At 74.9% G+C, this 23388-nt stretch carries 22 protein-coding genes and 1 tRNA gene; 3 read left to right on the top strand and 20 right to left on the bottom strand.

Annotation, left to right across the window (positions count from 1 at the left end; all coding sequences use genetic code 11):
• Positions 1 to 75 precede the first annotated feature (75 nt).
• The 19 genes from ACTSKS_RS00750 to ACTSKS_RS00660 all read right to left on the bottom strand — a co-directional run bounded on the left by ACTSKS_RS00750 (position 76) and on the right by ACTSKS_RS00660 (position 20013).
• On the bottom strand, positions 76 to 891 hold the full coding sequence (locus ACTSKS_RS00750; protein WP_049145267.1) for a F0F1 ATP synthase subunit delta: 816 nt from the start codon (positions 889 to 891) through the stop codon (positions 76 to 78).
• On the bottom strand, positions 888 to 1442 hold the full coding sequence (locus tag ACTSKS_RS00745) for a F0F1 ATP synthase subunit B (protein ID WP_002857262.1): 555 nt from the start codon (positions 1440 to 1442) through the stop codon (positions 888 to 890). The genes ACTSKS_RS00750 and ACTSKS_RS00745 overlap by 4 nt, the downstream gene beginning before the upstream one ends.
• An 84-nt stretch (positions 1443 to 1526) precedes the next feature.
• Complete coding sequence (locus ACTSKS_RS00740) at positions 1527 to 1742, bottom strand: ATP synthase subunit C (RefSeq protein ID WP_002857264.1); 216 nt, start codon at positions 1740 to 1742, stop codon at positions 1527 to 1529.
• A gap of 150 nt (positions 1743 to 1892) precedes the next feature.
• Positions 1893 to 2693 (bottom strand): F0F1 ATP synthase subunit A, encoded by an 801-nt coding sequence (gene atpB, locus ACTSKS_RS00735; RefSeq protein ID WP_036382182.1) that lies wholly within the window; start codon positions 2691 to 2693, stop codon positions 1893 to 1895.
• Between the two features lie 231 nt (positions 2694 to 2924).
• A complete protein-coding gene (locus ACTSKS_RS00730; RefSeq protein WP_036382185.1) occupies positions 2925 to 3359 on the bottom strand; it encodes a hypothetical protein in 435 nt (144 codons plus the stop codon).
• Complete coding sequence (locus ACTSKS_RS00725; protein WP_041103236.1) at positions 3356 to 4495, bottom strand: MraY family glycosyltransferase; 1140 nt, start codon at positions 4493 to 4495, stop codon at positions 3356 to 3358. The genes ACTSKS_RS00730 and ACTSKS_RS00725 overlap by 4 nt, the downstream gene beginning before the upstream one ends.
• A gap of 9 nt (positions 4496 to 4504) precedes the next feature.
• A complete protein-coding gene (locus ACTSKS_RS00720) occupies positions 4505 to 5239 on the bottom strand; it encodes an L-threonylcarbamoyladenylate synthase (RefSeq protein WP_036313064.1) in 735 nt (244 codons plus the stop codon).
• Complete coding sequence (prmC, locus tag ACTSKS_RS00715; RefSeq protein ID WP_442927202.1) at positions 5236 to 6138, bottom strand: peptide chain release factor N(5)-glutamine methyltransferase; 903 nt, start codon at positions 6136 to 6138, stop codon at positions 5236 to 5238. Before prmC ends, ACTSKS_RS00720 begins: the two co-directional genes overlap by 4 nt.
• Positions 6135 to 7244: a peptide chain release factor 1 gene (prfA, locus tag ACTSKS_RS00710; protein WP_221844891.1), complete on the bottom strand. Its 1110-nt coding sequence runs from the start codon at positions 7242 to 7244 to the stop codon at positions 6135 to 6137. Before prfA ends, prmC begins: the two co-directional genes overlap by 4 nt.
• Before the next feature lie 115 nt (positions 7245 to 7359).
• Positions 7360 to 9438, bottom strand: a complete 2079-nt coding sequence (gene rho / locus ACTSKS_RS00705) for a transcription termination factor Rho (protein ID WP_041103238.1) — start codon at positions 9436 to 9438, stop codon at positions 7360 to 7362.
• 320 nt (positions 9439 to 9758) lie between these two features.
• Positions 9759 to 10712: a homoserine kinase gene (thrB, locus tag ACTSKS_RS00700; RefSeq protein ID WP_041103240.1), complete on the bottom strand. Its 954-nt coding sequence runs from the start codon at positions 10710 to 10712 to the stop codon at positions 9759 to 9761.
• A gap of 3 nt (positions 10713 to 10715) precedes the next feature.
• Positions 10716 to 11828, bottom strand: a complete 1113-nt coding sequence (gene thrC, locus ACTSKS_RS00695) for a threonine synthase (RefSeq protein WP_036313078.1) — start codon at positions 11826 to 11828, stop codon at positions 10716 to 10718.
• Between the two features lie 3 nt (positions 11829 to 11831).
• A complete protein-coding gene (locus tag ACTSKS_RS00690; protein WP_041103241.1) occupies positions 11832 to 13154 on the bottom strand; it encodes a homoserine dehydrogenase in 1323 nt (440 codons plus the stop codon).
• 169 nt (positions 13155 to 13323) lie between these two features.
• Complete coding sequence (lysA, locus tag ACTSKS_RS00685; protein WP_041103243.1) at positions 13324 to 14796, bottom strand: diaminopimelate decarboxylase; 1473 nt, start codon at positions 14794 to 14796, stop codon at positions 13324 to 13326.
• An 8-nt stretch (positions 14797 to 14804) separates the two neighbouring features.
• The gene (argS, locus tag ACTSKS_RS00680; RefSeq protein WP_041103245.1) at positions 14805 to 16475 is read right to left on the bottom strand and encodes an arginine--tRNA ligase; all 1671 of its coding nucleotides are present in this window, start codon (positions 16473 to 16475) and stop codon (positions 14805 to 14807) included.
• Between the two features lie 114 nt (positions 16476 to 16589).
• Complete coding sequence (gene moeB, locus ACTSKS_RS00675; RefSeq protein ID WP_041105268.1) at positions 16590 to 17786, bottom strand: molybdopterin-synthase adenylyltransferase MoeB; 1197 nt, start codon at positions 17784 to 17786, stop codon at positions 16590 to 16592.
• Positions 17783 to 18601 (bottom strand): thiazole synthase, encoded by an 819-nt coding sequence (locus tag ACTSKS_RS00670; protein ID WP_036316581.1) that lies wholly within the window; start codon positions 18599 to 18601, stop codon positions 17783 to 17785. The genes moeB and ACTSKS_RS00670 overlap by 4 nt, the downstream gene beginning before the upstream one ends.
• Before the next feature lie 3 nt (positions 18602 to 18604).
• Positions 18605 to 18847 carry a sulfur carrier protein ThiS gene (gene thiS / locus ACTSKS_RS00665; RefSeq protein WP_041105270.1) on the bottom strand — a complete coding sequence of 81 codons (243 nt, stop codon included), beginning with the start codon at positions 18845 to 18847 and terminating at the stop codon, positions 18605 to 18607.
• Positions 18844 to 20013 carry an FAD-dependent oxidoreductase gene (locus tag ACTSKS_RS00660; protein ID WP_036316589.1) on the bottom strand — a complete coding sequence of 390 codons (1170 nt, stop codon included), beginning with the start codon at positions 20011 to 20013 and terminating at the stop codon, positions 18844 to 18846. Before ACTSKS_RS00660 ends, thiS begins: the two co-directional genes overlap by 4 nt.
• A gap of 145 nt (positions 20014 to 20158) precedes the next feature.
• Here ACTSKS_RS00660 and thiE point away from each other — a divergent pair, with 145 nt between their 5' ends.
• A complete protein-coding gene (gene thiE, locus ACTSKS_RS00655) occupies positions 20159 to 20902 on the top strand; it encodes a thiamine phosphate synthase (protein WP_036316591.1) in 744 nt (247 codons plus the stop codon).
• Positions 20903 to 20988: 86 nt separating this feature from the next.
• A tRNA-Arg gene (locus ACTSKS_RS00650) sits at positions 20989 to 21061 on the top strand.
• Positions 21062 to 21257: 196 nt separating this feature from the next.
• Here the strand turns inward: ACTSKS_RS00650 and thiD are convergent.
• Positions 21258 to 22112 (bottom strand): bifunctional hydroxymethylpyrimidine kinase/phosphomethylpyrimidine kinase, encoded by an 855-nt coding sequence (thiD, locus tag ACTSKS_RS00645; RefSeq protein WP_041105272.1) that lies wholly within the window; start codon positions 22110 to 22112, stop codon positions 21258 to 21260.
• 73 nt (positions 22113 to 22185) lie between these two features.
• On the opposite strand from thiD, the gene ACTSKS_RS00640 reads away from it, so the two are divergent.
• A complete protein-coding gene (locus ACTSKS_RS00640; RefSeq protein ID WP_041105274.1) occupies positions 22186 to 23343 on the top strand; it encodes a YkvI family membrane protein in 1158 nt (385 codons plus the stop codon).
• Positions 23344 to 23388 lie beyond the last annotated feature (45 nt).

Raw genomic sequence — 23388 nt, 5'->3', positions numbered from 1 at the left:
TCTGTGCTTGGTGATCATCGACGTGACGATGATGCTTACGTTCGTGGGTGTTCCGGATGCGGGCGGGAGCCGGCGTCAGCCGGCCATCCGCCGCTGGAGGTCGTGGAGGCGCGCGGCCATGGACCCGTCGACGACGTCGTCGCCGACCTGGACGCGGATGCCGCCCACCACGTGGGGGTCCACCGTCACGTCCATGACGAGATCGCGGCCGAAGGCGCGGCGCAGGCCCAGGGCCAGCCGCTCCTGCTGCTCGGCCTCGAGCGGCCGGGCCACGGTCACCTCGGCGATCCACTGGCGCTGCCGCTCGGCGACGACGTCCGCGGCCTTGCGGACGGCGGCGGACGGCTTCAGGCCGCGCGGGGCCGAGACGGCGCGCTCGACCAGCAGTCGGCCGGCCGGGCTGGCCGACTCGCCCAGGAGGCGACCGGCCAGAGCGGCCCGTGCCTCGAGGGGTGCGTGCTGGTCGGTGAGCGCCCGCTGCACCTCGTGCGAGTCCTCCACCGTGCGGTTGAAGGCCAGCAGCTCGCCCGAGAGGGCGGCCAGGCCCGCGTGTCCGCCGCGTGCGGCCTCAGCGGCGGCCGCGTGCGCGGCCACCGTCTCGAGGGCGTCCCCGAGATCGCGCTCCGCCGACCAGCGGCGGCCGGCCAGGTCCTTGAGGACCTGCAGTGCACCGGGGGTCACCCGGGCGCCGAACAGCGAGTCGACGAGGCCGTGACGGCGCTCGGTGGTCCAGGCGGGGTCGGTCAGGGCGCGGCGCAGGGCGCCGTGCTCGTCCACCACGTCCAGCGCGCCGAACAGCTCGCGTGCCAGGGCCACGCCGCCCTCGTCCAGCACCGGACCGACGGCCTCCAGGGAGGCGGCCAGGGAGTCCCTCGATGCGCCCGTCATCATTCGGCGACACCTGCGCTCTGGTGACGGTCCAGGTCAGCCAGGAAGCGGTCGACCACGCGCTGCGAGCGGGCGTCGTCCTCGAGGGACTCGCCCACGATCTTGCCGGCCAGGGTCGTGGCCAGCGAGCCGACCTCGCCCTTGAGCTGCGCGGCGGCCTGCTGACGCTCGGCGGCGATCTGCGCCTGCGCCTGCTCGGAGATGCGCGTCGCCTCGGCGGTCGCGCGCTCGCGCGCCTCGGCCACGATCTCGGCGGCCTCGGTGCGGGCATCCTCGCGGATGCGGTTCGCCTCGGTGCGGGCGTCCGCCAGCTGCGACTCGTAGTCCGCCATCATCGCGTTCGCCTCGGCCTGGGCCTTCTCAGCCTTGGCCAGACCGCCCTCGATCGCCTCGACACGGTCCTGGTAGGACTTCTCGAGGGTCGGGACGATGAACTTGATGACGATGAACATGAGCAGGGCGAAGCCCACCACGACGACGAGGATCTCCCACGGGTTGGGGATCAGGGGGTTGGCCCCCTCAGCCGCCGCGAGGATCAGTCCGTTGCTGATCATGTTTCAACCATCCTTCGGTCAAGAGTCCTGTGGAGAGGGAGCACCGACGGTCTCACCGTGCGGGCGCTCCGTGGACGCGGCGCGTCAGGCGCCGATGACGAAGGCGAAGACGAGGCCCAGGATGGCGAGGGCCTCGGCGAGCGCGAAGCCCAGGAGGGCGATCGGCTGCAGGATGCGCTGGGCCTCCGGCTGACGGGCGACGCCGTTGATGTAGGCGGCGAAGATCAGGCCCACGCCGATGGCGGAGCCGATGGCGGCGAGGCCGTAGCCGATCATGTTGAGCGAACCGTGCAGTTCCATGGTGTTCCTTTCACGAGGCCGAGGTGTCCGGCCGGGTTGTGGAGGGTCGGCCTCCCGGGTGGTCCTCCTGCGGAGGGCCGGGAAGACTGGTGGCGGGCTCTCCCGCCGTACCGCAGCCGCCTGGGTCGTGCCCGAGGCGGCCCCGGAAGATCAGTGGTCGTTCGCGTCGATCGCGCCCTGGATGTAGATCGCGGTCAGCAGCGTGAAGACGAAGGCCTGCAGGTACATGATCAGCAGCTCGAGGAAGTACAGGGCCACCGAGCCGAGGATGACCAGGATGCCGGTGCCCTGCAGGGCCAGGCTGCCGGTCTGCGTGATCAGGTAGGCGGCGCCGGCGCCGGCGAGCATCACGATCATGTGGCCGGAGAGCATGGTGGCCATCAGACGCAGGGAGTGGGTCAGCGGGCGCACGATGAAGTTGGAGATGATCTCCAGCGGCACGAGCAGCGGCAGGATCCAGCCGGGCACACCCGAGGGCACGACGGCCAGCTTCAGGTAGCGCACGCCGTGGCGCTTGATGCCGACGCCGATCCAGATCGCGTAGACGATGAGGGCCAGGCCGTAGGCGGCGCCCGCGTGGGAGAAGGTCGGCAGCTGCAGCACCGGGATGGCGCCGAACAGGTTGTTCAGCAGCACGAAGAAGAAGATGGAGAAGAGCAGCGGGACCCACTGCTTGAAGTTCTTCTCGCCCAGGATGTCCTTCGCGATGTCGTTCCGGACGAAGGAGTAGCCGGACTCGGCGAGCCACTGGGCCTTGCCGGGCACGAGCCGGGGACGGCGCATGGCCCACGCGAAGAAGGCGGTGATGAGCACTACGGAGAGCAGGACGAGCAGCATCTGCTTGCCGAAGCCGGTGCCGTACTCCGCACCCCAGGGGAAGATCTCCGGGAGGTGACCATCAGAGATGGTGGGGGGCACGAATGATGCGTTGGCCAGCACGAGGGTCAGCACGCGGTTCCTCTCCGAAGTGATGCAGTCGACGGGACCGCAGCCTCGTCCCCGGACCACAGGCGGGCGCCGCGACATTGCGGGGGTACCGGTGCGATGCGAGACACGGATGGCGGCAGGTGGGCGCCGTCGAAGTGTTCGCCGCCAACGATACCAAACGGTGACCCGTGCTCCGTACCGCAGAAGGGGCCCACGACATGGCCCCCGGCTCGGTGTCTTCGCCCCTCGGGCGGGTCAGTCGGTGTAGATCCCGCGGCGGGTCCGCGCGAAGACGAGGACCTCCGCGGCCTGCCAGACGAGGATCGTCACGAGGGCGGCGATCGCCGCCGCGTCCGCCCGGACCCAGCCGGGGCGGGGCAGGACCCCCAGCAGCACCGCGAACACCGCGATCTTGAGCACGAACAGCCCCACGCTGACCGGCAGCGCCGCCTCGCGCGCCCGGTCCCACACGAGTGCCGTCGTCGCCCCGGTGAGCGCCGAGAGCGCGAGCACCGCGCCGCCGCCCAGCAGGGCGCTCCCGGCCGCCTCCCCGCCGACGGAGAGCAGCCACGCGGCGCACGTGATCGCCAGGGCAGCCCCCGCCGCGGTCAGGGACCACCCGAGGATCCCCCACCAGCCGCGGCGGTTCTCCCAGCGGCGCCGGCGTCGGCGGCCGCCCGCCCCGGTCACGCGTCCCCCCGCTCGTCCGGGTGGGCCGCGGCGTCGTGCCGGTCCGCGCGACGGCGCTCCACGATCGGATGCAGGGTGAGGTAGCCGGCTCCGGCCAGGGCCACGGCGAGCACGGGTAGGACGATCATGTGGTCCACGAAGTTCAGGGACACCGCGCCCCATGCCACGAGGAACGCCCAGAGCCAGAGCAGCGCGACGGCCTGCGCCTGGGTGTAGCCGCCGTCCACGAGCTTGTGGTGCAGGTGCCCGCGGTCCGCCGAGAAGGGGCTGGTGCCCTTGGCCGTGCGCCGCAGCACGGCCAGGGCGAGGTCCGCGAGCGGCAGGGCGAGGACGGCGACGGGCAGCAGGATCGGCGTGTAGGCGGGGACGTTGCGGAAGCGCATCCCGTCCAGGGCGTTGACGTCGGCGGTCACGGCGACCGCGGCCGCGGCCATCAGCAGGCCGATGAGCATGGCCCCCACCTCGCCCATGAAGATGCGGGCCGGGGACAGGTTCCACGGCAGGAAGCCCACGCACGCGCCGACGAGCAGGGCCATGAGCAGGGTGGCGAGGTTGGCGTAGTCGAACTGGTTGATGGTCCGCGTCAGCAGATACGAGTAGACGAAGAAGGCCGAGCCGCCGATCAGCGCGACGCCCGCCGCCAGGCCGTCCAGACCGTCCACGAAGTTGATCGCGTTCATCGTCAGCACCACGGCGAACACCGTGAGGATGACCTGCGTGGTCTCGTTCCCCACCGGGATCCAGCCCACCGGCATCGCCTCGATGCGGATCCCGCCCAGGGCCACCGCGAGTCCGGCCAGCACCTGGCCGGCCATCTTCACCCACCAGCGCAGGTCCCACATGTCGTCGGCGATGCCCACGACGAGCACGACGGCGACGGCGACCAGGAGCCCGCGCATCGCGGCGTCGTCCGCGTAGATCCCCTGGAGGAACGGCACGACTCCCCCGACGGCGAATCCCACCAGCACGGCCGCGGCCATGGCCACGCCGCCCAGCTTCGGCACGGGGTGCCGGTGCACATCCCGCTGGCGCAGCGGGGTGAACACGCGCGCGCCCAGCCCCAGCCGGCGCATGAGGGGCGTCAGGGCCCCGCAGGCGACGGCCGTGACCATGACCAGGACGAGATACGCGCGCATGGGGGCCGGTCAGGCCTCCCGGTCGGCGGGGCGCGCCGCGGCGGCGTCGTCGGCGGCCGCGATCCGCTCGGCGGCGACCGGCGGCTCCTCGCCCTCGGCGAGCAGGTCCGGCACCACCGCGCGCAGCTCCTCCAGGGGCACGGAGCCCTGCCGGGCCACGCGGAACGGGGTGACGGTGCAGTCCACGATCGTCGAGGGATCCCGGCTCTCGCGGGGGCCGGCGTCGAGGTAGAGGGCCACGGACTCCCCCAGCATCGAGCGGGCGGCGTCGGCGGTGGTGGCGGCGTCCATGCCGGTGCGGTTCGCGCTGGAGACGGCCATGGGGCCGACGGCGTAGAGCAGTTCGCGGGCCACCGCGTCGTCGGGCACGCGCAGGGCGACGGTGCCGCGGGTCTCGCCGAGGTCCCAGGTCAGCGTGGGCTGGGACTTGAGGATGAGCGTGAGGGCGCCGGGCCAGAAGCGCCCGGCGAGGGCCTCGGCCTCCTCCGGCACGTCGTACGCGAGGCCGGCCATGACGCGGCGGTCCGCGATGAGCACGGGCGGCGGCATGGTGCGGCCACGGCCCTTGGCGGCCAGCAGCACGGCCACGGCCAGCGGGGAGAACGCGTCCGCTCCGATGCCGTAGACGGTGTCCGTGGGCAGGACCACGCAGCCGCGGTCCGCGAGGACCTCGCGGGCGCGGGCCACGGCATCCTCGAGGGCGGCCGGATCCGAGACGTCGATGAAGTCACTCACGTCGGTCATTCTTCCACCTCCGCGCCCGCCACGGCGTCGCAGGACCGGCGCGCCGTGAGGAACCGGTCTCGTCCGGTGAGGTCCTGGTGGACTCGGACGCCCGTGAACCGCCGGTCCGCGCCGAGGGCGGCCAGGAGGGCCGGGCCCTGCGTCTCGTGGTGCTCCATGGCGAACAGGCCGCCCGGGACGAGCAGGTCCGCCGCCCGGTGCGCGATGGCGCGCGGGATCCGCAGCCCGGGCGCGTCCCCGCCGTAGAGCGCCCGCGCCGGGTCCAGTCGGGCCTCGGGCTGGGCGGGCACCTCGGCCTCGGGCACGTAGGGCGGGTTGCTCACGACGACGTCCACGCGGCCCTCGAGGTTGGGGCACGCGACAAGGGCATCGGCTTGTCGCAGGTCGACCCCGCGCGGGGCGAGGTTCCGCCGGGCCCAGTCGGCCGCCGTCGGGTCGAGCTCGACGGCGGTGACGGCGAGCGGGCGGCCCCGCGCCTCGCCCCACGCCGCGACGGCCGCGGCGATCGCGCCGGAGCCGGTGCACAGGTCCACCACGGCGCCCGCCGCGGGCCGCGCGGCCAAGTCGGCCACGACGGTCTCCACGAGCAGCTCGGTCTCCGGCCGCGGGACGAAGACGCCTGGGCCGACCGCCAGGTCGAGCCCGTGGAAGTGCGCGACGCCGGTCAGGTGCTGGACGGGCTCGCGGGCGGCGCGGCGCCCGACGAGCGCCTCGAAGGCCGCCGCCTGCGCGGGCTCGGCCACGGCCCCGGCGAACACCCGGGCCAGCAGCGCGCCGCGGTCGAGGCCGAGCACGTGGGCCAGCAGCAGCTCGGCGTCCACACGCGACGAGTCGATGCCCACCGCGGTCAGGCGGGCGGCGGCGTCGCGCAGCAGCGCGGACCAGGCCGGTGCGCTCACGCGTCCCCGCCCAGCGCGGCGAGCCGCCGCTCCTCGTCGAGGGCGAGGCAGGAGGCGATCACGGCCTCGAGGTCGCCGTCGAGGACCGCGTCGAGGTTGTGCGCCTTGTAGCCGGTGCGGTGGTCCGCGATCCGGTTCTCCGGGAAGTTGTAGGTCCGGATGCGTTCCGAGCGGTCCATGGTGCGCACCTGCGCGGCGCGCGCCGCGGAGTCCTCGGCGTCCTGCTCCGCCCGCTGCCGCTCGAGCAGCCGCGACCGCAGCACGCGCAGCGCGGCCTCGCGGTTCTGGATCTGGGACTTCTCGTTCTGCATGGAGACGACGATCCCCGTGGGCAGATGCGTCAGACGCACCGCGGAGTCGGTCGTGTTGACGGACTGGCCGCCCGGCCCGGAGGAGCGGAAGACGTCCACTTTGAGGTCGTTCGGATCGAGGTGGACCTCGTCCGGGGCGTCCACCTCGGGCAGCACGAGCACGCCGGCGGCGGAGGTGTGGATGCGGCCCTGGGACTCGGTGACGGGCACGCGCTGCACTCGGTGCACGCCGCCCTCGAACTTGAGCCGGGCGTAGACGCCGTCGGCCGGGTCGGCCGCGCTCCCCCGCACCGCCACGTGGACGTCCTTGTAGCCGCCCAGGTCGGAGTGCGTGGCGGAGAGGACCTCCGTCTTCCAGCCCCGGGACTCGGCGTAGCGCAGGTACATGCGCAGCAGGTCGCCGGCGAACAGGGCCGCCTCCTCGCCGCCCTCGCCGCCCTTGATCTCGAGGATCACGTCACGCGCGTCGTCGGGGTCGCGCGGGATCAGCAGCCGGCGCAGCCGTTCGGCGGCCTCGGCCTCGGCCGCCTCCAGACCGGGCACCTCGGCCGCGAAGGCCGCCGCGTCGTCGTCGCCGGCCGCGGCCAGCTCCCGCGCGTCGGCCAGCTCCTCCGCGGCCGCCGACCAGGCGCGGTGCGCCGTCACCACGGCGCCGAGCTCGGCGAACCGCCGGTTCAGCCTCCGGGCGAGCGCCGGGTCCTGGTGCACCGCCGGGTCGGACAGGCGCGCCGTCAGCTCGCGATGCTCCGCCAGGAGCCGATCCACGGCCTCGCGCCGCTGCTCCGAATCGAACACGTGCGTGCCTCTCCTCCTCCGGCCTCAGCGGGCCGGGCTGTCCGACGCGGACGGCCCCGCCCCGTCCGGCGGAGACGAGCTCCCCCGGGCGGGACGGGGCCGTGCGACGGGGCGGTCAGTCGTCGCCCTTGGACCCCAGCGTGGTCTTGGAGACCAGCATGAGGAACTCGGCGTTGGACGCGGTGTCCTTGATCTTGTTGGTGAGCAGGTCGAGGGCCTGCTGCTGCTCGAGGCCAGAGAGCACCCGGCGCAGCTTCCACATGATCTTGACCTCCTCCTGCGAGAGCAGGGCCTCCTCGCGGCGGGTGCCGGACGCGTTGACGTCCACCGCCGGAAAGATGCGGCGCTCCGCGAGGTGACGGGACAGGCGCAGCTCCATGTTGCCGGTGCCCTTGAACTCCTCGAAGATCACCTCGTCCATGCGCGAGCCGGTCTCGACCAGCGCGGTGGCCAGGATGGTCAGCGAGCCGCCGTTCTCGATGTTGCGGGCGGCGCCGAAGAACTTCTTCGGCGGGTACAGCGCCGAGGAGTCCACACCGCCGGAGAGGATGCGGCCCGAGGCCGGGGCGGCCAGGTTGTAGGCGCGGCCCAGGCGGGTCATGGAGTCGAGCAGCACGACGACGTCGCGGCCCATCTCCACGAGGCGCTTGGCGCGCTCGATGGCCAGCTCGGCGAGGGTGGTGTGGTCGTCCGCCGGGCGGTCGAACGTGGAGGCGATGACCTCGCCGTCCACCGACCGCTGCATGTCGGTGACCTCCTCGGGGCGCTCGTCGACGAGCACCATCATGAGGTGGACCTCGGGATTGTTCGTCTTGATCGCGTTGGCGATCGACTGCAGGATCATCGTCTTGCCGGCCTTGGGCGGGGAGACGATGAGGCCGCGCTGGCCCTTGCCGATGGGGCTGACCAGATCGATCACGCGGGGGCCGATCAGCTTGGGATCGGTCTCCAGGCGCAGGCGCTCCTGCGGGTACAGCGGCACGAGCTTGCCGAACTCCACGCGCTGCGGGTGCTCGACGGCGGGCTGACCGTTGACCGAGGAGATCTTCACCAGGGCGTTGAACTTCTGACGGTTGGAGCCGCCGCCGTGGTGCTGCTGCTTCTCACCGTCGCGCGGGGCGCGGATCGCGCCGACGACGGCGTCGCCCTTGCGCAGACCGTACTTCTTCACCATGGCCAGGGAGACGTAGACGTCGTTCGGGCCCGGCAGGTAGCCGGAGGTGCGGACGAACGCGTAGTTGTCCAGCACGTCGAGGATGCCGGCCACGGGCTGCAGGACGTCGTCCTCGGTCAGCTCGGTCTCGTCGACCTCGGGGCCGCCGCGGCCACGGCGGTTGCGGCCGCGCTCGTTGCGGTTGCGGCGGTTGCGACGGTTGCGGCCGCCCTCGTCGTCGCGGTCGTCGCGGCGGCTGCGGTCCCCGCGTCCGCCGTCGCCCCGGCCACCGTCCTCGGACTTGTCGCCGCGCTGCTCGCGCGAGCCGTCGCGGCCGTTCTCACGGTCCCGGTTGTTCTCGCGGCCGTTCTCGCGGTCGCGGCCGTTGTCGCGGTCCCGCCCGTTGCGGCCGTTGCGGCCGCGGCCGTTCTCGCGCCCGTTGTCGTCACGGTCCTCCCGGTCGCCGCGGCGGTCCGCGTCGGCGCCGTCCTCGCCCTGGGCGCCGTCGGAGCGACGGTCCTGACCCTGCTGGGCGTCGTCGTCGCCGGCGCGGCGGCGGCCGCGGGAACGGCGCTCGGACTGCGGGCGGTCCTCGCCCTCGTCGCGGGTCTCGGACCCCCCGGACCGATCCTGGTCCGAGGCGGTCTCCCGGGGGGCCTGCTCGGTCTGGGCCTCGCGGGCCTCGGCCTGGGGCTGCCCGTCCTGGGCGGCGGCCGGAGCGGAGGTGTCGGCGTCGGCGCGGCGCGAGCGGCGGCGGGCCGGGCGCTCGGCGGCCGGGGCGGCGTCCTCTGAGGACGCGGCCGCCGGGGCGGTCTCGGCGGCGGGGGCCGCGGGGGCCTGGGCCGCGCGCTCGGCGGCGTCGCGGTCCGCCACGGAGCCGCCGCGCTGGTGGTCGGAGATCGCGGTCACCAGGTCGGCCTTGCGCATGCGCGAGCCGCCGGCGATGCCGAGCTGGGAGGCCAGGGCCTGGAGCTGGGCGAGCTTGAGCGAGGCCAGGCCACCGCCGTTCGTCGGCGTGGTCTGTTCCGTGGATTCGGTCACGAAGGTTCCTTCTCCCTCGAATGCGGCCCGGCGGCGCGTGGCGCGTCGGGCTGCGGTGTGCATCCGGTCGGGCCGCGCAGCGGCGCCCCAGAAAACCGGGTTTCATGGTGTGAACTCAGCAGTGGCGCCTCCCCTGATCGTGCGCAGTCGCTGCGTGACGGGGCGGAGGCGTCCGGACTCGACCGAGCCGGAGCGGATCCCGCACGCCGGCCGTGCGCAGCACGGGATGGATCGCGGCGGGGTTCCGGCCGACGGCGCACGGTGCGTCCGGCCGTCACAGGCCCGGGCACCGGAGACCCGGGCCGCGCGAGGCGGTGGGGTCAGCCGTGGTGGAGTGATTCCACCCTAACACCGTCCACGGCCACGCACGGCACCAGCACGCGCCAGGCGGCCGCCCCGTCCGCCGTCAGAGCACGCGCCGCCTCCGTGGCGTGCTCGGCCGCCTGGACGCCGTCGCACAGCGCGAGCACCGTGGGACCCGCGCCGGAGACGACGGCGGCGTGGCCGCGCTCGCGCAGCCCCGCGACCAGTGCGGCGCTGGCCGGCATGGTCACGGCGCGCGGCTCCTGGTGCAGCCAGTCGCGCGTGGCGGCCGGCAGCAGCGCGGGGTCCTCCGCCAGCGCGTGGACGAGCAGCGCGGCACGGCCGGCCTGGGCCGCCGCCACGGCGTGGGGCACCTCGGCGGGCAGCACGCCCCGGGCGACGTGGGTGGACAGCTCGGTGTCCGGGATCGCGACCACCGGCACCACGCGCTCGTGCAGCCGCAGCCGCGCCGTGGCCGGGCCGGGGACGTCGTCACGGGTCCAGGAGACGGTGGCCCCGCCCACGAGCGCGGGGGCGACGTTGTCCGGGTGCCCCTCGAAGCGGGTGGCCGCCTCGAGCAGGTCCGCGGGCGCCCGGCGCAGCGCGGCCGGCAGCAGGGCCTCGGCCGCGGCGTAGGCCGCGACGACGGCGGCCGCGGACGAGCCGAGTCCGCGGGCGTGCGGGATCCGGTTCACGGCGCGCAGGTGCAGCCCCGGCGCGGTGAACCCGCGGTCCCGCAGGTGCTCGTGCGCCAGGCGCAGGATCAGGTGCGCGCCGTCCCGCGGCAGGGTGGCCGCGCCCTCCCCCTCGACCTCCGCGACGTCGGGGCCCGCCACGACCGTGAGCGTCACCTCGTCGCGCAGCTCCAGGGCCAGGCCCATCGAGTCGAAGCCGGGGCCGAGGTTGGCGGAGGTGGCGGGGACGGAGACGGACGCGGCGGTCCCGGGCGCCAGCGGCTGCGGTGCGGCCATGGCTCAGCTCAGGCCGAGGGCCTGGGCGACGGTGACCACGTCGAACGGCACCGAGCGCGGGGTCACGTCGGCGCCGTCGGCGCCGCGCAGGGCCCACTGCGGGTCCTTGAGGCCGTGGCCGGTGACGGTGATGACCCAGCTCTTGCCGGCCGGCACGTTCCCGGCGGCGTGGTGCTTGAGCAGCCCGGCGACGCCGGCGGCGGAGGCGGGCTCGACGAACACGCCCTCCTTCGCGGAGAGCCAGCGATGGGCCTCGAGGATCTCCTCGTCCGTGACGGAGTCGATCATCCCGCCGGACTCGTCGCGGGCGGCCTCGGCCTGCTCCCACGAGGCCGGGTTGCCGATCCGGATGGCGGTGGCGATCGTGTCCGGGTCGGTCACGGGGTGGCCCTGGACGATCGGGGCGGCGCCCGCGGCCTGGAAGCCCCACATCACGGGGGTCTTCGTGGCCACCGCGGGCAGCTCGGCGTCCGAGGCGCCCTCGTGCGGGTTCACGTAGGGGGCGGCGTACTCGCGGTAGCCCTTCCAGTACGCGGTGATGTTGCCCGCGTTGCCCACGGGCAGCAGGTGGTAGTCCGGGGCGTCGCCGAGGGTGTCCACGACCTCGAACGCGCCGGTCTTCTGCCCCTCGATGCGGGCCGGGTTGACGGAGTTCACGAGGAACACGGGGTAGTTCTCGGCCAGCTTGCGGGCCACCTCGAGGCAGTCGTCGAAGTTGCCCTGCACCTGGAGGATCTCCGCGCCGTGGGCCACGGCCTGGGACATCTTGCCCATCGAGATCTTCCCCTCGGGCACGAGCACGGCGCACGTGATCCCGGCCTGCGCGGCGTAGGCCGCCGCCGAGGCGGACGTGTTGCCGGTGGACGCGCAGACGACGGCCTTCGCGCCGTCCGCGACGGCGGCGGTGATCGCCATGGTCATGCCGCGGTCCTTGAAGGAACCGGTCGGGTTCATGCCCTCGAACTTCACGTGCACGGTGCCCTGCACCAGCTCGGAGAGGTGGGGGGCGTGGATGAGCGGGGTGCCGCCCTCGCCGAGGGTGATCACGCGCGTGTCCTCGGTGACGGGCAGGCGGTCGGCGTACTCGCGGACGACGCCGCGCCACTGGTGGGCCATGGGTCAGTTCCCTTCGACTCGGAGGACGGACGCGACCTCGTGGACGACGTCCAGGGCGGCGAGCGCCTCGACGGTGGCGTCGAGGTCGCGCTGCCGCGCACGGTGGGTGATCAGCCGCAGGGACGCGCCGGGGGCGTCCTCGCGCTCGGACGGGACCTGGCGCAGCGTCTCAATGGAGACGCCGTGCTCCTCGAACACCCCGGCGACGCGGCGCAGCACGCCGGGCTGGTCCGCCGCGCGCAGCACGACCATGAAGGAGGTGTGGGCCTCGGCCGGGTCCAGGGCGGGCAGGGCGGTGACGGGGGTGCGCAGGCGCGCCGGGCCGCCGCGCACGATGCGCTGGGCGATCGAGACGACGTCGCCCATCACCGCGGACGCGGTGGGGGCGCCGCCGGCGCCGGGACCGTAGAACATGAGCTCGCCGGCGTTCTCGGCCTCCACGAAGACAGCGTTGAACGCCCCGCGCACGGAGGCCAGCGGGTGCTCCCGCGGCAGCAGGGTAGGGTGCACGCGCAGGACCGCACCCTCGGCGCCGTCGGCGGCGCGGCCGCGCTCGGCGATCGCCAGCAGCTTGATGACGTAGCCCGCCTCCGCGGCGGCGGCGTTGTCCTCGGCCGTGATCGCGGTGATGCCCGCGACGGCCACCTGGTCCAGGGTGTACGGCGCGCCGAACGCGATGGTCGCCAGGATCGCGGCCTTCGCGGCGGCGTCGTGGCCCTCGACGTCGGCGGTCGGGTCGGCCTCGGCGTAGCCGAGCCGCTGGGCCTCGGCCAGGGCGTCGTCGAAGTCCGCCCCCTCGGTGTCCATGCGGTCCAGGATGAAGTTGGTGGTGCCGTTGGCGATGCCCATCACACGGGTGACGCGGTCGCCGCCCAGGGAGTCGCGCAGCGGGCGCAGGATCGGGATGGCGCCGGCGACGGCGGCCTCGAAGCTGAGCTGTGCGCCGGTGGCGGCGGCCGCGGCATAGAGCTCCTCGCCGTGCTGGGCGAGCAGCGCCTTGTTGCCGGTCACCACGGACGTGCCGGCGGCCAGGGCGCGCAGGATCAGGGTGCGGGCCGGCTCGATGCCGCCCATCAGCTCGATGACGACGTCGGCGCCGTCCACGAGTGCCTCGGCGTCGGTCGTGTAGAGCGCCGGGTCCGCCTGCCAGTCGCGCGTCGCGCCCGTGTGGCGCACCGCGATGCCCGTGAGCTCGAGGTCGGCGCCCACGCGGTCCCGCAGGATGTCGGCGTCCTCGGTGAGGATCCGTGCGGTCTGGGACCCCACGGTCCCGCCGCCCAGCAGGGCGACCTTGAGTGCGGTGGGGGCGTCGGTGTGCTCGGCCATGGTCCTCCGTGGTCCAGGGTGGGGGCGACGCCGCGCGACCGCGCGGCTCGGCTGGCCTCGAATCTAGCGCGGCGGGCGGACGCGTCCCGCCGCGCGACACTCGGTGTCCGCAGAGCGGGACGCCCACGCCCGGCCGCGAGGCCGGCGGCCGGGCCGGGCTTCTGCGTCCTCAGCGGGCGAGGCGCGGATCGGCCTCGCGGGCGAACAGGTCCTCCTGCGTCTCGCGGCGGATGATCACCCGCGCCTGCCCGCCGGAGACCGCGACGACGGCCGGGCGGGCCAGCGCGTTGTAGTTCGAGGACATCACGTGCGTGTACGCGCCCGTGGCCGGCACCGCCAGCAGGTCGCCGCGGCCCAGGTCGGCCCGCAGGTACACGTCGCGGACCAGGATGTCGCCGGACTCACAGTGCTTGCCCACCACACGGGAGAGCACCGGCTCGGCCTCCGAGGTGCGGCGCGCGGAGACGGCGGTGTAGTCGGCGTCGTAGAGCACGGGACGCGGGTTGTCGGACATGCCGCCGTCCACGGCGACGTAGCGGCGGGCCGCGGTTGCGCCGTCGGGGGCGTCCGCGTCCACGGTCTTGGTCACCCCGACCGTGTAGAGGGTCAGGCCCGCGGGGCCTGAGATGGCCCGCCCCGGCTCGAGCGAGACCCGCGGGCACCTCAGGCCGAGGCGCTCGACGGTCTTCTGGACGTCGTCGGCGAGGGCGTCGGCGATCTCCGCGGCCGGGCGCGGCTCGTCCACGGCCGTGTAGGCGATGCCGTGGCCGCCACCGAGGTCAAGCTCGGCCAGCTCCACCCCGTGCTCGGCCTTGACCTCGGCGAGGAACTCGAGCACGCGTCCGGCCGCCAGCCCGAAGCCCTCGGCCTCGAAGATCTGGGACCCGATGTGGCAGTGCACGCCCAGCAGGTCGATCGACTCGGCCGCCAGGGCCGCGGCCACGGCGACGGCGGCCGGCGAGCGGCCGGCCACGTTGCCGTCCCGGTCGGTGGAGGCCGGGGCCAGGGAGAGGCCGAACTTCTGGTCCTCGTGCGCGGTGGCGATGAAGTCGTGGGTGTGCGCGTGCACGCCCGGGGTCAGCCGGAGCATCACGGGGGCGCGGCGGCCGACCTCGGCCGCGAGCGCGGCCAGGTGGGTGAGCTCGTCGAGCGAGTCCACGATGATCCGGCCCACGCCCGCCTCGAGGGCGGTGCGCAGCTCGGCGTCCGACTTGTTGTTGCCGTGCAGGCCGATGTGGGCCGGGTCGACGCCGGCGGCCAGCGCGATCGCCAGCTCGCCGCCGGAGGCGGTGTCCACGCGCAGGCCCTCCTCGGCCGCCCAGCGGGCGGTGGAGAGGGTGAGCATGGACTTGCCGGCGTAGTAGACGTCCGCTCCCCCGCACAGGTCGGCGAACGCGGCGTCGAAGCCCTCGCGGAACGCGCGGGCGCGGGCGCGGAAGTCGTCCTCGTCCACCACGAGCAGCGGCGTGCCGAACTCCGCGGCGAGCGCGCTCGCGCGCAGGCCCTGGACGGTGAGCTCGCCGTCGGCGGCGCGGTCCACGCCGGCGGCCCACAGGCCGGGCACGAGCGCGTCCGGGTCCCCCGGCGCGGGGAGCCAGGCGGGGGCGAGCGGGGAGGCGGGGGCGGGCTGCGGCGTCGTCATCCGGGCGCTCACATCTTCTCCGGGGCGGTCACGCCGAGCAGGCCGAGACCGTTGGCCAGCACCTGGGCGGTGGCGTCGTTGAGCCACAGGCGGGTGCGGTTGAGGGTCTCCACGGGACGCGGCGTCCCGTCGTCGGTGGGCATGGGCACGATGCGGCAGGCGGCGTACCACGAGTGGTAGGCCCCGGCGATCACCTCGAGGTGGCGGGCCACGCGGTGGGGCTCGCGCAGGCGCGCCGCCGCGCCGACGACGGCCGGGAACTCCGCCAGCTGGGCCAGCAGCTCCGACTCGGTGGCGTGGGTGAGCAGGGCGGCGTCGAACTCGGAGCGGTCCACGCCGTGGGCCTGCGCGGTGCGCGCCGCGCCCGAGGCGCGGGCGTGGGCGTACTGCACGTAGTAGACGGGGTTGTCGTTCGTGGCGGAGCGCAGCAGCTCGGGGTCGATCGTCAGGGGCGAGTCCGCGGGGTAGCGGGCCAGGTCGTAGCGCAGGGCGTCGCGGCCGAGCCACTCCACGAGGTCCTTGAGCTCGATGATGTTGCCGGCGCGCTTGGAGAGCTTCGCGCCGTTGACCGAGATGAGCTGGCCGATGAGGATCTCGATGTTCGTCGCCGGGTCGTCGCCGGCGGCGGCGGCGATCGCCTTGAGGCGGTTCACGTAGCCGTGGTGGTCGGCGCCGAGCAGGTACACCTTCTCCTCGAAGCCGCGGTCGCGCTTGTGGAGGTAGTAGGCGGCGTCGGCGGCGAAGTAGGTGGGCTCCCCGTTGGCGCGGATGAGCACGCGGTCCTTGTCGTCGCCGAAGTCGGTGGTCTTGAGCCACACGGCGCCCTCGCGGTCCTCGATGTGGCCCTGCTCGCGCAGCCGCTGCACGGCCTGGTCGATCGCGCCGGAGTCGTGGAGCGTCTGCTCCGAGGTGAACACGTCGAAGTGCACGTCGAAGGCGGCGAGCGTGTCCTTGATGTCCTGCATCTGGAGCCGGTACGCGGCCTCGCGGACCACCGGGCGGGCGGCCTCGTCCGTCAGCTCGCGCACGTCCGGGTGCTCGAGGGCGACGGCGTCGGCCAGCTCCTGCACGTACGCGCCCGGGTAGCCGCCCGCGGGGACGTCGCGGCCGTGCAGGCGGGCGAGGACCGAGTCGGCGAACACGTTCATCTGGTTGCCGGCGTCGTTGACGTAGTACTCGGCGGTGACGTCCGCGCCGGAGGCGCGCAGGAGGCGGGCGATCGCGTCGCCCAGCGCGGCCCAGCGGGTGTGTCCGATGTGCAGCGGGCCGGTGGGGTTGGCGGAGACGAACTCCATGTTCACGGTGTGCCCGGCCAGGGCGTCGTTGCGGCCGTACTCCGGGCCGGCCTCGACGATCTCGCGGGCCAGGGCGCCGGCCGAGGCCGCGTCCAGGGTGACGTTGAGAAAGCCGGGGCCGGCGACGTCGACGGCGGCGATGCCCGGCTTGTCGGTCAGGCGCTCGGCTACGAGCCCGGCGAGGTCGCGCGGGGCCATCCCGGCCTTCTTGCCCAGCTGGAGGGCGACGTTGGTGGCCCAGTCGCCGTGCTCGCGGCTGCGGGGTCGCTCCACCTTCACGCGCGCGGGGGTGATCTCCTCCCGCAGCGCGGCGGGGAGGTCACCGGCATCGACGGCGTCGGTGAGGACAGCGGACAGCAGGGCGGAGAGGTCTTCGGGCTTCACCCGCGCAAGTCTACGGAAGGGCCGCCGCGCCCGTGCGCGTGCGAACGAACCCTGCGAGATGGCCCCCTCCGGCCCGCGGTGGGGGCCATCTCGCAGGGTTCGTCGGGGTGGGGGTCAGGCGGGCCAGGCGGCGAGGCCGCCGGCGAGGGACAGGACGCGCCCGCCGGCGCTCGGGTCGGCCCCGACGACGGCGTCCCGCGCCCGGGCCGACCGGGCTCCGGCGGCGCAGTAGACCACCAGGACGCGGTCCTGCCCGGGCGCGAGGGCCGCCGGCTCCGCGAGGACGGCCTCGAGCGGGACGTGCCGATCGGCCACCGTCGCGGGGGCCTCAACCCGGCGCAGGCGGCGCTCCCAGTCCTCGCGGACGTCGAGCAGGGTGAGGGACGCGGCCCGGGCGGGGTCGGCGAGCAGGGCGGCCAGCGCGGCGGGGGCGATCTCCCCGCCCGCGGCGCCGCACGCCTCCGCCGAGCCGGGGGCGCCGGCGTCGTCCGGGCGGGGGGCCTGGTCCGCGTGGGCGGACAGGTCCGTCACGGGGGTCCGCTCGGGGTCGGGCACGAGCCGCAGCTCACGGAAGCGCATCGTCAGGGCGTCCACGGAGAGCAGCCGCCCGACCAGGGGCTCACCCACCCCGGAGAGCAGCTTGATCGCCTCGGCCGCCATGAGGGAGCCGATGATCCCGGGCAGCACCCCGAGCACTCCGGCCTGCGCGCACGAGGGCACCTCGCCGGGTTCGGGCCGCTCCGGGAACACGTCCCGGTACAGCGGCCCGCCCGGGGCGAACACGCTCACCTGCCCCGCGAACCGCAGGATCGCGCCCCACACCACGGGCACGCCCGCGATCTCGCACGCGTCGGCCACGAGGTAGCGGGTCGCGTAGTTGTCCGTGCCGTCGAGCACGAGGTCCACGGCGCCGACCCGTTCGAGCGCGTTGGCCGCGGTCAGGCGTTCGCGGTGCTCGACCACGCGCACCTCGGGGTGCAGGCCGCGCATCGTCGCGGCGGCGGAGGCGGTCTTGGGGCGGCCGAGGTCCGCCTCGGCGTGGATCACCTGGCGGTGCAGGTTGGAGCGGTCCACCATGTCGTCGTCGATCACGTGGACCTCCCCCACGCCCGCGGCGGCGAGGTAGGTCAGCACGGGCGCCCCGAGGCCGCCGGCGCCGACCACGAGGACGCGGGAGCGCAGCAGCGCCAGCTGGGCCTCGGGGCCGAAGCCGTCCAGGCTCAGGTGGCGGGCGAAGCGCTCCAGCTGGGTGTCGGACAGCGCGGTGAGGTCGCGGGGCTCGCGGGCGGCGGGGTCCAGGGCGGCGGTCACCGCTCGTCCTCCTCGGCCGTGACCCGCCCGGCCATCGGCGAGGAGGCCAGGGCGTGCTCGCGGCGCGGGATGCGCCCGGCACGGCGGGCGTGGAAGCCCGCCTCGAGCGCGAGCCGGCACGCGTGGGCCATGCGGGCGGGCTCGGCGGCGCGCGTGATCGCCGAGGCGGCGAGCACGGCGTCGCAGCCGGCCTCCATCGCCAGGGCGACGTCCGAGGCGGTGCCCACGCCGGCGTCGAGCACGATCGGCACGGAGGCGCGGGAGACGATCAGCTCCAGGTGTGCGCGGTTGAGGATGCCCAGCCCCGAGCCGATCGGCGAGCCCAGCGGCATGACGGCGGCGGCGCCGGCCTGCTCGAGGCGCAGCGCCATGGCGGGGTCGTCCGAGGTGTAGGCCAGGACGGTGAAGCCGTCGGCGGCGAGCCGCTCGGTGGCCTCGAGGGTCTCGACGACGTCGGGCAGCAGGGTGCGCTCATCGGCGATGACCTCGACCTTCACGAGGTCGGTCTCGAGCGCCTCCCGGCCGAGCCGGGCGGTGAGCACGGCGTCCCGGGCGGTGTAGCAGCCGGCGGTGTTGGGCAGCACGTCGATGCCGAGGCGGTCCAGCAGCGCGACCAGGCCGTCACGGGTGTCCGCGGACCAGCGGCGCAGCGCCACGGTGGTGAGCGTGGTGCCGGAGGCGACGAGGGCGCCCTCGAGGGCGGTCAGGTCGGTGATGCCGCCCGTGCCCATGATGAGCCGGGAGGCCAGGTCGTAGCCGCCGATCCGCAGCGGCGGGATCGCGGGGGCGGCGGGCGGGGTGCGGTGCTCGGCCATCGCTCAGCCCCCCTGCACCGCGGTGACGACGTCGACCTCGTCCCCGGCGGCCAGCTCCCGGGTGGCCCAGGCCGACCGGGGCACGACCTCGCCGCCGACCGCCACGGCCACGCCGAGCCGCCGCCCATCCGCGGCGGCGCCGTCCTCGCCGATCGCGCGCCCGGTGACGTGCGCGACGACGTCGCGGACGGTGGCCACGGCCAGCTCGGCGGGCTCTCCGTTGAGGGTCAGGGGGAGGGTGCTCATGCGATCTCCTTCAGGCGGGCGTGCAGCAGCTCGAGGATCCGCCCGGCCGCCCAGGGGGCGAGCAGGATCCCGTGACGGTGGAAGCCGGTGGCGACGACGGCGCCCGGAGCCTCGGGCACGGCGAGCACGCGCGGGGCGTCGTCGGGGGTGCCGGGGCGGGCGGCGGTGGTGATCTCGACCAGCTCGCACTCGCGGACGGCGGGCAGGATCGCGGCGGCGTCGGCGAGCAGGTCCAGCACGGCCCCGGCGGAGGTGCCGGCCAGGCCGTCCTCGCGGGCCGAGGCGCCGACCACGAGGGTGCCGTCCGCGCGGGGCACGAGGTAGACCTGGCGCCCGTGGACGAGGCCGCGGACGGTGCGGGTGATCAGGTGCGACTCCCCCGGCAGCAGCTGCTCGGGGCGCACCCGCAGACGCAGCACGTCGCCGTGGACGGGGCGCAGCGGGACCTCGACGGCGGTGGCCGCGCCGCCGATCCCGCGGTGGCCCAGGCCCGCGGCGAGGACCGCGCCGTCGGCGGTGAGGACGCCCCCGTCGGCCAGCGTGAGGCGCACCCCCTCGCCCTCCGGGCCGGCGGCGGTGACGCGTCCGGCCACGAACCGGGCGGCGGGTCCGGCGCCGACCGGGAGCGGGCCGCCGTCGGGTCCGGTCTCGGCGCGCAGGGCGGCGACGCAGGCGGCGGCGAGCCGTCGCGGGTCCACCTGATGGTCGTCCGGGGCGTCGAAGCCGGCGGCCAGGCCCGGGGCCAGGGCGGGCTCGGCGCGGCGCAGCGCGCGGACGGAGACGGGCTCGACCCGGCGACCGAGGATCGAGGCGTGCTCGAGCACGTGGTCCCAGGCGCGGGCGTCCGAGGGGTCCGCGGCCACGATCCAGGCGCCCTGTGCGAGGAAGCCCGTCTCCACATCGGTGAAGGCGGCGAGCAGGTCCACGAGGGCCGGGTAGGCCTCCCAGCCGGCCTGCAGCAGCGGGGCGAGGTCGTCCTGGCTGAACTGGGTCTCGGCGAGCGGCGCGAGCATCCCCGCCGCGGCGTGGGTGGCCCCGGCCACGGCGTGCGGGCGCCCGGCGGCGTCCAGCTCGGGGGCGATCAGGGTGACGGCGTGGCCTGCGGCACGCAGACGCACGGCGGCGGTGAGGCCGATGATCCCGGCCCCGACGACGGCCACGTGCACGGACCGGTCCTCCTCACGGCGGCATGACCCGCATCGAGTGGTGATGGTCGGCCGCGCCGGCGCGGTGCGCCCCTGCGGCCCTCTCAGCCCGGCGTGTGCGGCCCGGGCTCCCATGGAACAGCGGCCAGTCTGCCACAGTGGGCGCATGCACTCCCCCGATCCGCTCCTGATGACCGCGGCCGGCCGCGACGACGGCGGCACCGGCCCCGGCGCGCGCCGCCGCGCCCGCCTCGCCGCCTCCCGGCTGTACGTCTGCACCGACCTGCAGCGGTTCCTGCGCCCGGACGGCACGCTCGACACGGCCGCGTTCGCCGACTTCTGCGCGGCGGCGTTCCGCGGCGGAGTAGACGTGATCCAGGTGCGGGACAAGGCCGTGGACGTGGCGGTCGAGCTGGCCGCGTTCGCCACGCTCGTCCCGCTGGCCCGGGAGCACGGGGCGCTCTCGGCCGCCAACGACCGCGCCGACGTCGCCGCCCTGGCCGGGGTGGACGTGTTCCACACGGGCCAGACCGACCTGACCACCGCGCAGTGCCGCGCCCTGCTGGGCCCGGACGTGGTGCTCGGCCGCTCGTGCCACACCGAGGCGCAGGTGCGCGGCGCCCGCGCGGAGGACGGCCTGGACTACTTCTGCACGGGGCCGGTGTGGGCGACGCCCACGAAGCCGGGCCGGGCCGCCGTCGGACTGGAACTGCCGACCCTCGCCGCACGCCTGGACGCGGAGGACCCGGCGGGGGCGCGGCCGTGGTTCGCCATCGGCGGCGTCGACGCGGACCGGCTGCCCGAGGTCCGCGCGGCCGGGGCGGAACGGATCGTGGTGGTCCGCGCCGTGACGCAGGCCGAGGACCCCGAGGCCGCGGCCCGGACCCTGCGCGCGGGCCTGCCCGGCTGACGCGCCCCGCGGGGAGGTCACGGACGGGCCGTCCTGATGGTGTAGAGTCGACGAGTCCGCAACGCGCTCGACGCGTCGCGACCCCCGCCTCCGTAGCTCAGGGGATAGAGCGTCTGCCTCCGGAGCAGAAGGCCGCAGGTTCGAATCCTGCCGGGGGCACGAGCGAACAGAGCCGGACCCCCGTGGCGACACGGTGGTCCGGCTCTTCTGGGTTCTGCGGACCCGGACGCTCGAGCGGAGCGGGAGGTCCGGGTCACCGGCATTCGAGGCGGGAAATCGACCTCATGGGACGTCCCGAGGTGCGTATTCGCCGGATTTCCCGCCTCGAACGTGTCGAAGCCCGGAGGTCCCGCCCTCAGCCCCGCTGCGCATGACCGTGGTCGACGGGCCCGTGCCACGTCGGCCGCGAGGCGTCCCCGACCGCGAGCGCCTCCCCCGCCCGCATCGCGTCGGCCAGCCACGGCTTGGCCCGCTCGAGTGCGTCGTCCCAGCTCAGGCCCGCCCCGGCCAGCGTGGCCAGGGCCGAGGAGAGGGTGCAGCCGGTGCCGTGCGAGGCGCGGGTCGTCACGCGCGGGCCGCGCACCTCGTGCACGGCCCCGCCCACGCGCACGACGGCGTCCGGCACCTCCGCCGCTGCGGCCTCGGGCGCCTCGGTCTCGTCCAGGTGCCCGCCCTTGAGCAGCACCGTCACCCCGTGCTCGGCGGCCAGGCCCCGCGCCGCGTCGAGGGCGGCGTCCCAGTCCGTCGCGTCCCGCCCGGTCAGCCGGGCCAGCTCGGGCAGGTTGGGTGTCACCAGGTGCGCCACCCGCAGCAGCCGGGCCCACGCGGCGCGCCCGTCGTCGTCGCCGACCGCGGTGAGGGCGTCCCCGCTCGAGGCCACCATGACCGGGTCCAGCACGACGACGGCGGGCCGGGTCTCCTCGAGCCAGCCGGCGACGGCCCGCATGAGCTCCACCGTGCCGAGCATGCCGATCTTCACGGCGTCCACGGCGATGTCGGCGGCGACCGAGTCGAGCTGGGCGCGCACCACGTCCACCGGCAGCGGGTGGACGGCCTGCACGCCCTGCGTGTTCTGGGCGGTGATCGCGGTGATCGCGGTCATCCCGTAGCCGCCCCACGCGGCGATGGTCTTCAGGTCGGCCTGGACACCGGCGCCGCCGCCGGAGTCGGAGCCGGCGATGCTGAGCACACGGGGGACGGCGGGGGTCATGCGGGGGCTCCTTCGGGTCGGGGCGGATCGGCCGCCCGGGCCGGGCCGATCCCGCCCATGAGAATGTAGTCGCATGTCCCACGTCACAGAGAGCTCCCCCGCGCACCCCGGCCGAGCCGAGGAGTCGGCGCCGCTGCGGCCGACCTCCCCGCTCGGGATCGCCGCCACGTTCATCGGCACCACCATCGGCGCCGGGTACGCCTCGGGCAACGAGATCCTGCAGTACTTCGTGAGCTTCGGCCTCTGGGGCGGCACGGGGGCGCTCGTGATCGCCGGCGCGCTGTTCTTCCTGCTCGCGGTGATCGTGCTGCGGCTGGCGCAGAAGCTGCGGACCACGGACATCCACCGGATCGTGAACCCCACGACGTCGCGCGTGCCCACCTGGTTCGCGGACCTGTGCATCACCACGTCCCTGCTGGGGACGCTGGTGATCATGCTGGCCGGGGCCGGGGCGGCGGTGCACACCGCGTTCGGGCTGCCCTCGCTCGTGGGCTCGCTGGTGATGGCCGCCGTCTGCGTGGTCTCGGTGCTGGCCGGCATCACGGGCCTCGTGCGCGTCCAGGCCGTGGTGGTCCCCCTGATCATCGTGGTCGCCGTCGGCGTCGCGGTGTGGGGGTTGGCGAACCCGGGGGCCGCGGTGGACGACGTCGCCGCGCTCGTGACCTCGTCCCCGCTGATCAACCAGTGGTGGCTCTCGGGCGTGCTGTACGTGGCCTTCAACATCCAGCTGGCCTACGCGGTGCTCGCCCCGATCGGCGAGGAGAGCTCCTCGTCGGGCCGCTCCCTCGTCGCCGGGGCCGGGCTCGGGGCACTGGGCCTCGTGGTGATGGCCGGCGCGGTGATGGCCGCGCTGACCGTCCACGCCCAGCTCATCGGCCGTGCCGAGCTGCCCATGGTCGAGCTGGCCGCGATGATCGGCGGCTGGGCCGCCCTGCTGTACACGGTCGTCCTGCTGCTGGCGCAGTTCACGACGGCGGTCTCGTGCCTGTACGGCGGTGTGGAGCGGATCGCCCTGCTGTCCTCGATGCGCCGCGTGCCGGGCTGGGCCATCGCCGTCGTCACTGCCCTGGCCGCCACCCTGCTCTCGAGCGTCGGCTTCTCCGACCTCGTGGGCACCGTCTACCCCGTCCTCGGGTACGCCGGCATCGTCATCATCGTGATGCTCATCGTGACGTGGATCGTCGAGCGCACCACGGTGCGCCGGCGGGCGGCCCGCGCGGCGCGCGCCTGAGCGGCCCGCCGCATGGCCGCTGCCGACGGCGGTGAGGCCCCGCAG

The organism is Micrococcus sp. TCR-5 (genome assembly GCF_052220525.1).
Taxonomy (GTDB): Bacteria; Actinomycetota; Actinomycetes; order Actinomycetales; family Micrococcaceae; genus Micrococcus; species Micrococcus luteus.
This window is presented reverse-complemented; position numbering and strand designations above follow the sequence as displayed.

What these genes read in the sequence shown, in the direction of transcription:
- lysA (WP_041103243.1), bottom strand. Translation starts at nt 14,796, where the DNA reads ATGACGACGCCGCAGCCCGCCCCCGCCTCCCCGCTCGCCCCCGCCTGG.
- thiE (WP_036316591.1), top strand. Translation starts at nt 20,159, where the DNA reads ATGCACTCCCCCGATCCGCTCCTGATGACCGCGGCCGGCCGCGACGAC.
- ACTSKS_RS00750 (WP_049145267.1), bottom strand. Translation starts at nt 891, where the DNA reads ATGATGACGGGCGCATCGAGGGACTCCCTGGCCGCCTCCCTGGAGGCC.
- ACTSKS_RS00670 (WP_036316581.1), bottom strand. Translation starts at nt 18,601, where the DNA reads ATGGCCGAGCACCGCACCCCGCCCGCCGCCCCCGCGATCCCGCCGCTG.
- ACTSKS_RS00690 (WP_041103241.1), bottom strand. Translation starts at nt 13,154, where the DNA reads ATGGCCGAGCACACCGACGCCCCCACCGCACTCAAGGTCGCCCTGCTG.
- ACTSKS_RS00720 (WP_036313064.1), bottom strand. Translation starts at nt 5,239, where the DNA reads ATGACCGACGTGAGTGACTTCATCGACGTCTCGGATCCGGCCGCCCTC.
- ACTSKS_RS00640 (WP_041105274.1), top strand. Translation starts at nt 22,186, where the DNA reads ATGTCCCACGTCACAGAGAGCTCCCCCGCGCACCCCGGCCGAGCCGAG.
- thrC (WP_036313078.1), bottom strand. Translation starts at nt 11,828, where the DNA reads ATGGCCCACCAGTGGCGCGGCGTCGTCCGCGAGTACGCCGACCGCCTG.
- ACTSKS_RS00745 (WP_002857262.1), bottom strand. Translation starts at nt 1,442, where the DNA reads ATGATCAGCAACGGACTGATCCTCGCGGCGGCTGAGGGGGCCAACCCC.
- ACTSKS_RS00740 (WP_002857264.1), bottom strand. Translation starts at nt 1,742, where the DNA reads ATGGAACTGCACGGTTCGCTCAACATGATCGGCTACGGCCTCGCCGCC.
- ACTSKS_RS00725 (WP_041103236.1), bottom strand. Translation starts at nt 4,495, where the DNA reads ATGCGCGCGTATCTCGTCCTGGTCATGGTCACGGCCGTCGCCTGCGGG.
- thiS (WP_041105270.1), bottom strand. Translation starts at nt 18,847, where the DNA reads ATGAGCACCCTCCCCCTGACCCTCAACGGAGAGCCCGCCGAGCTGGCC.
- thiD (WP_041105272.1), bottom strand. Translation starts at nt 22,112, where the DNA reads ATGACCCCCGCCGTCCCCCGTGTGCTCAGCATCGCCGGCTCCGACTCC.
- thrB (WP_041103240.1), bottom strand. Translation starts at nt 10,712, where the DNA reads ATGGCCGCACCGCAGCCGCTGGCGCCCGGGACCGCCGCGTCCGTCTCC.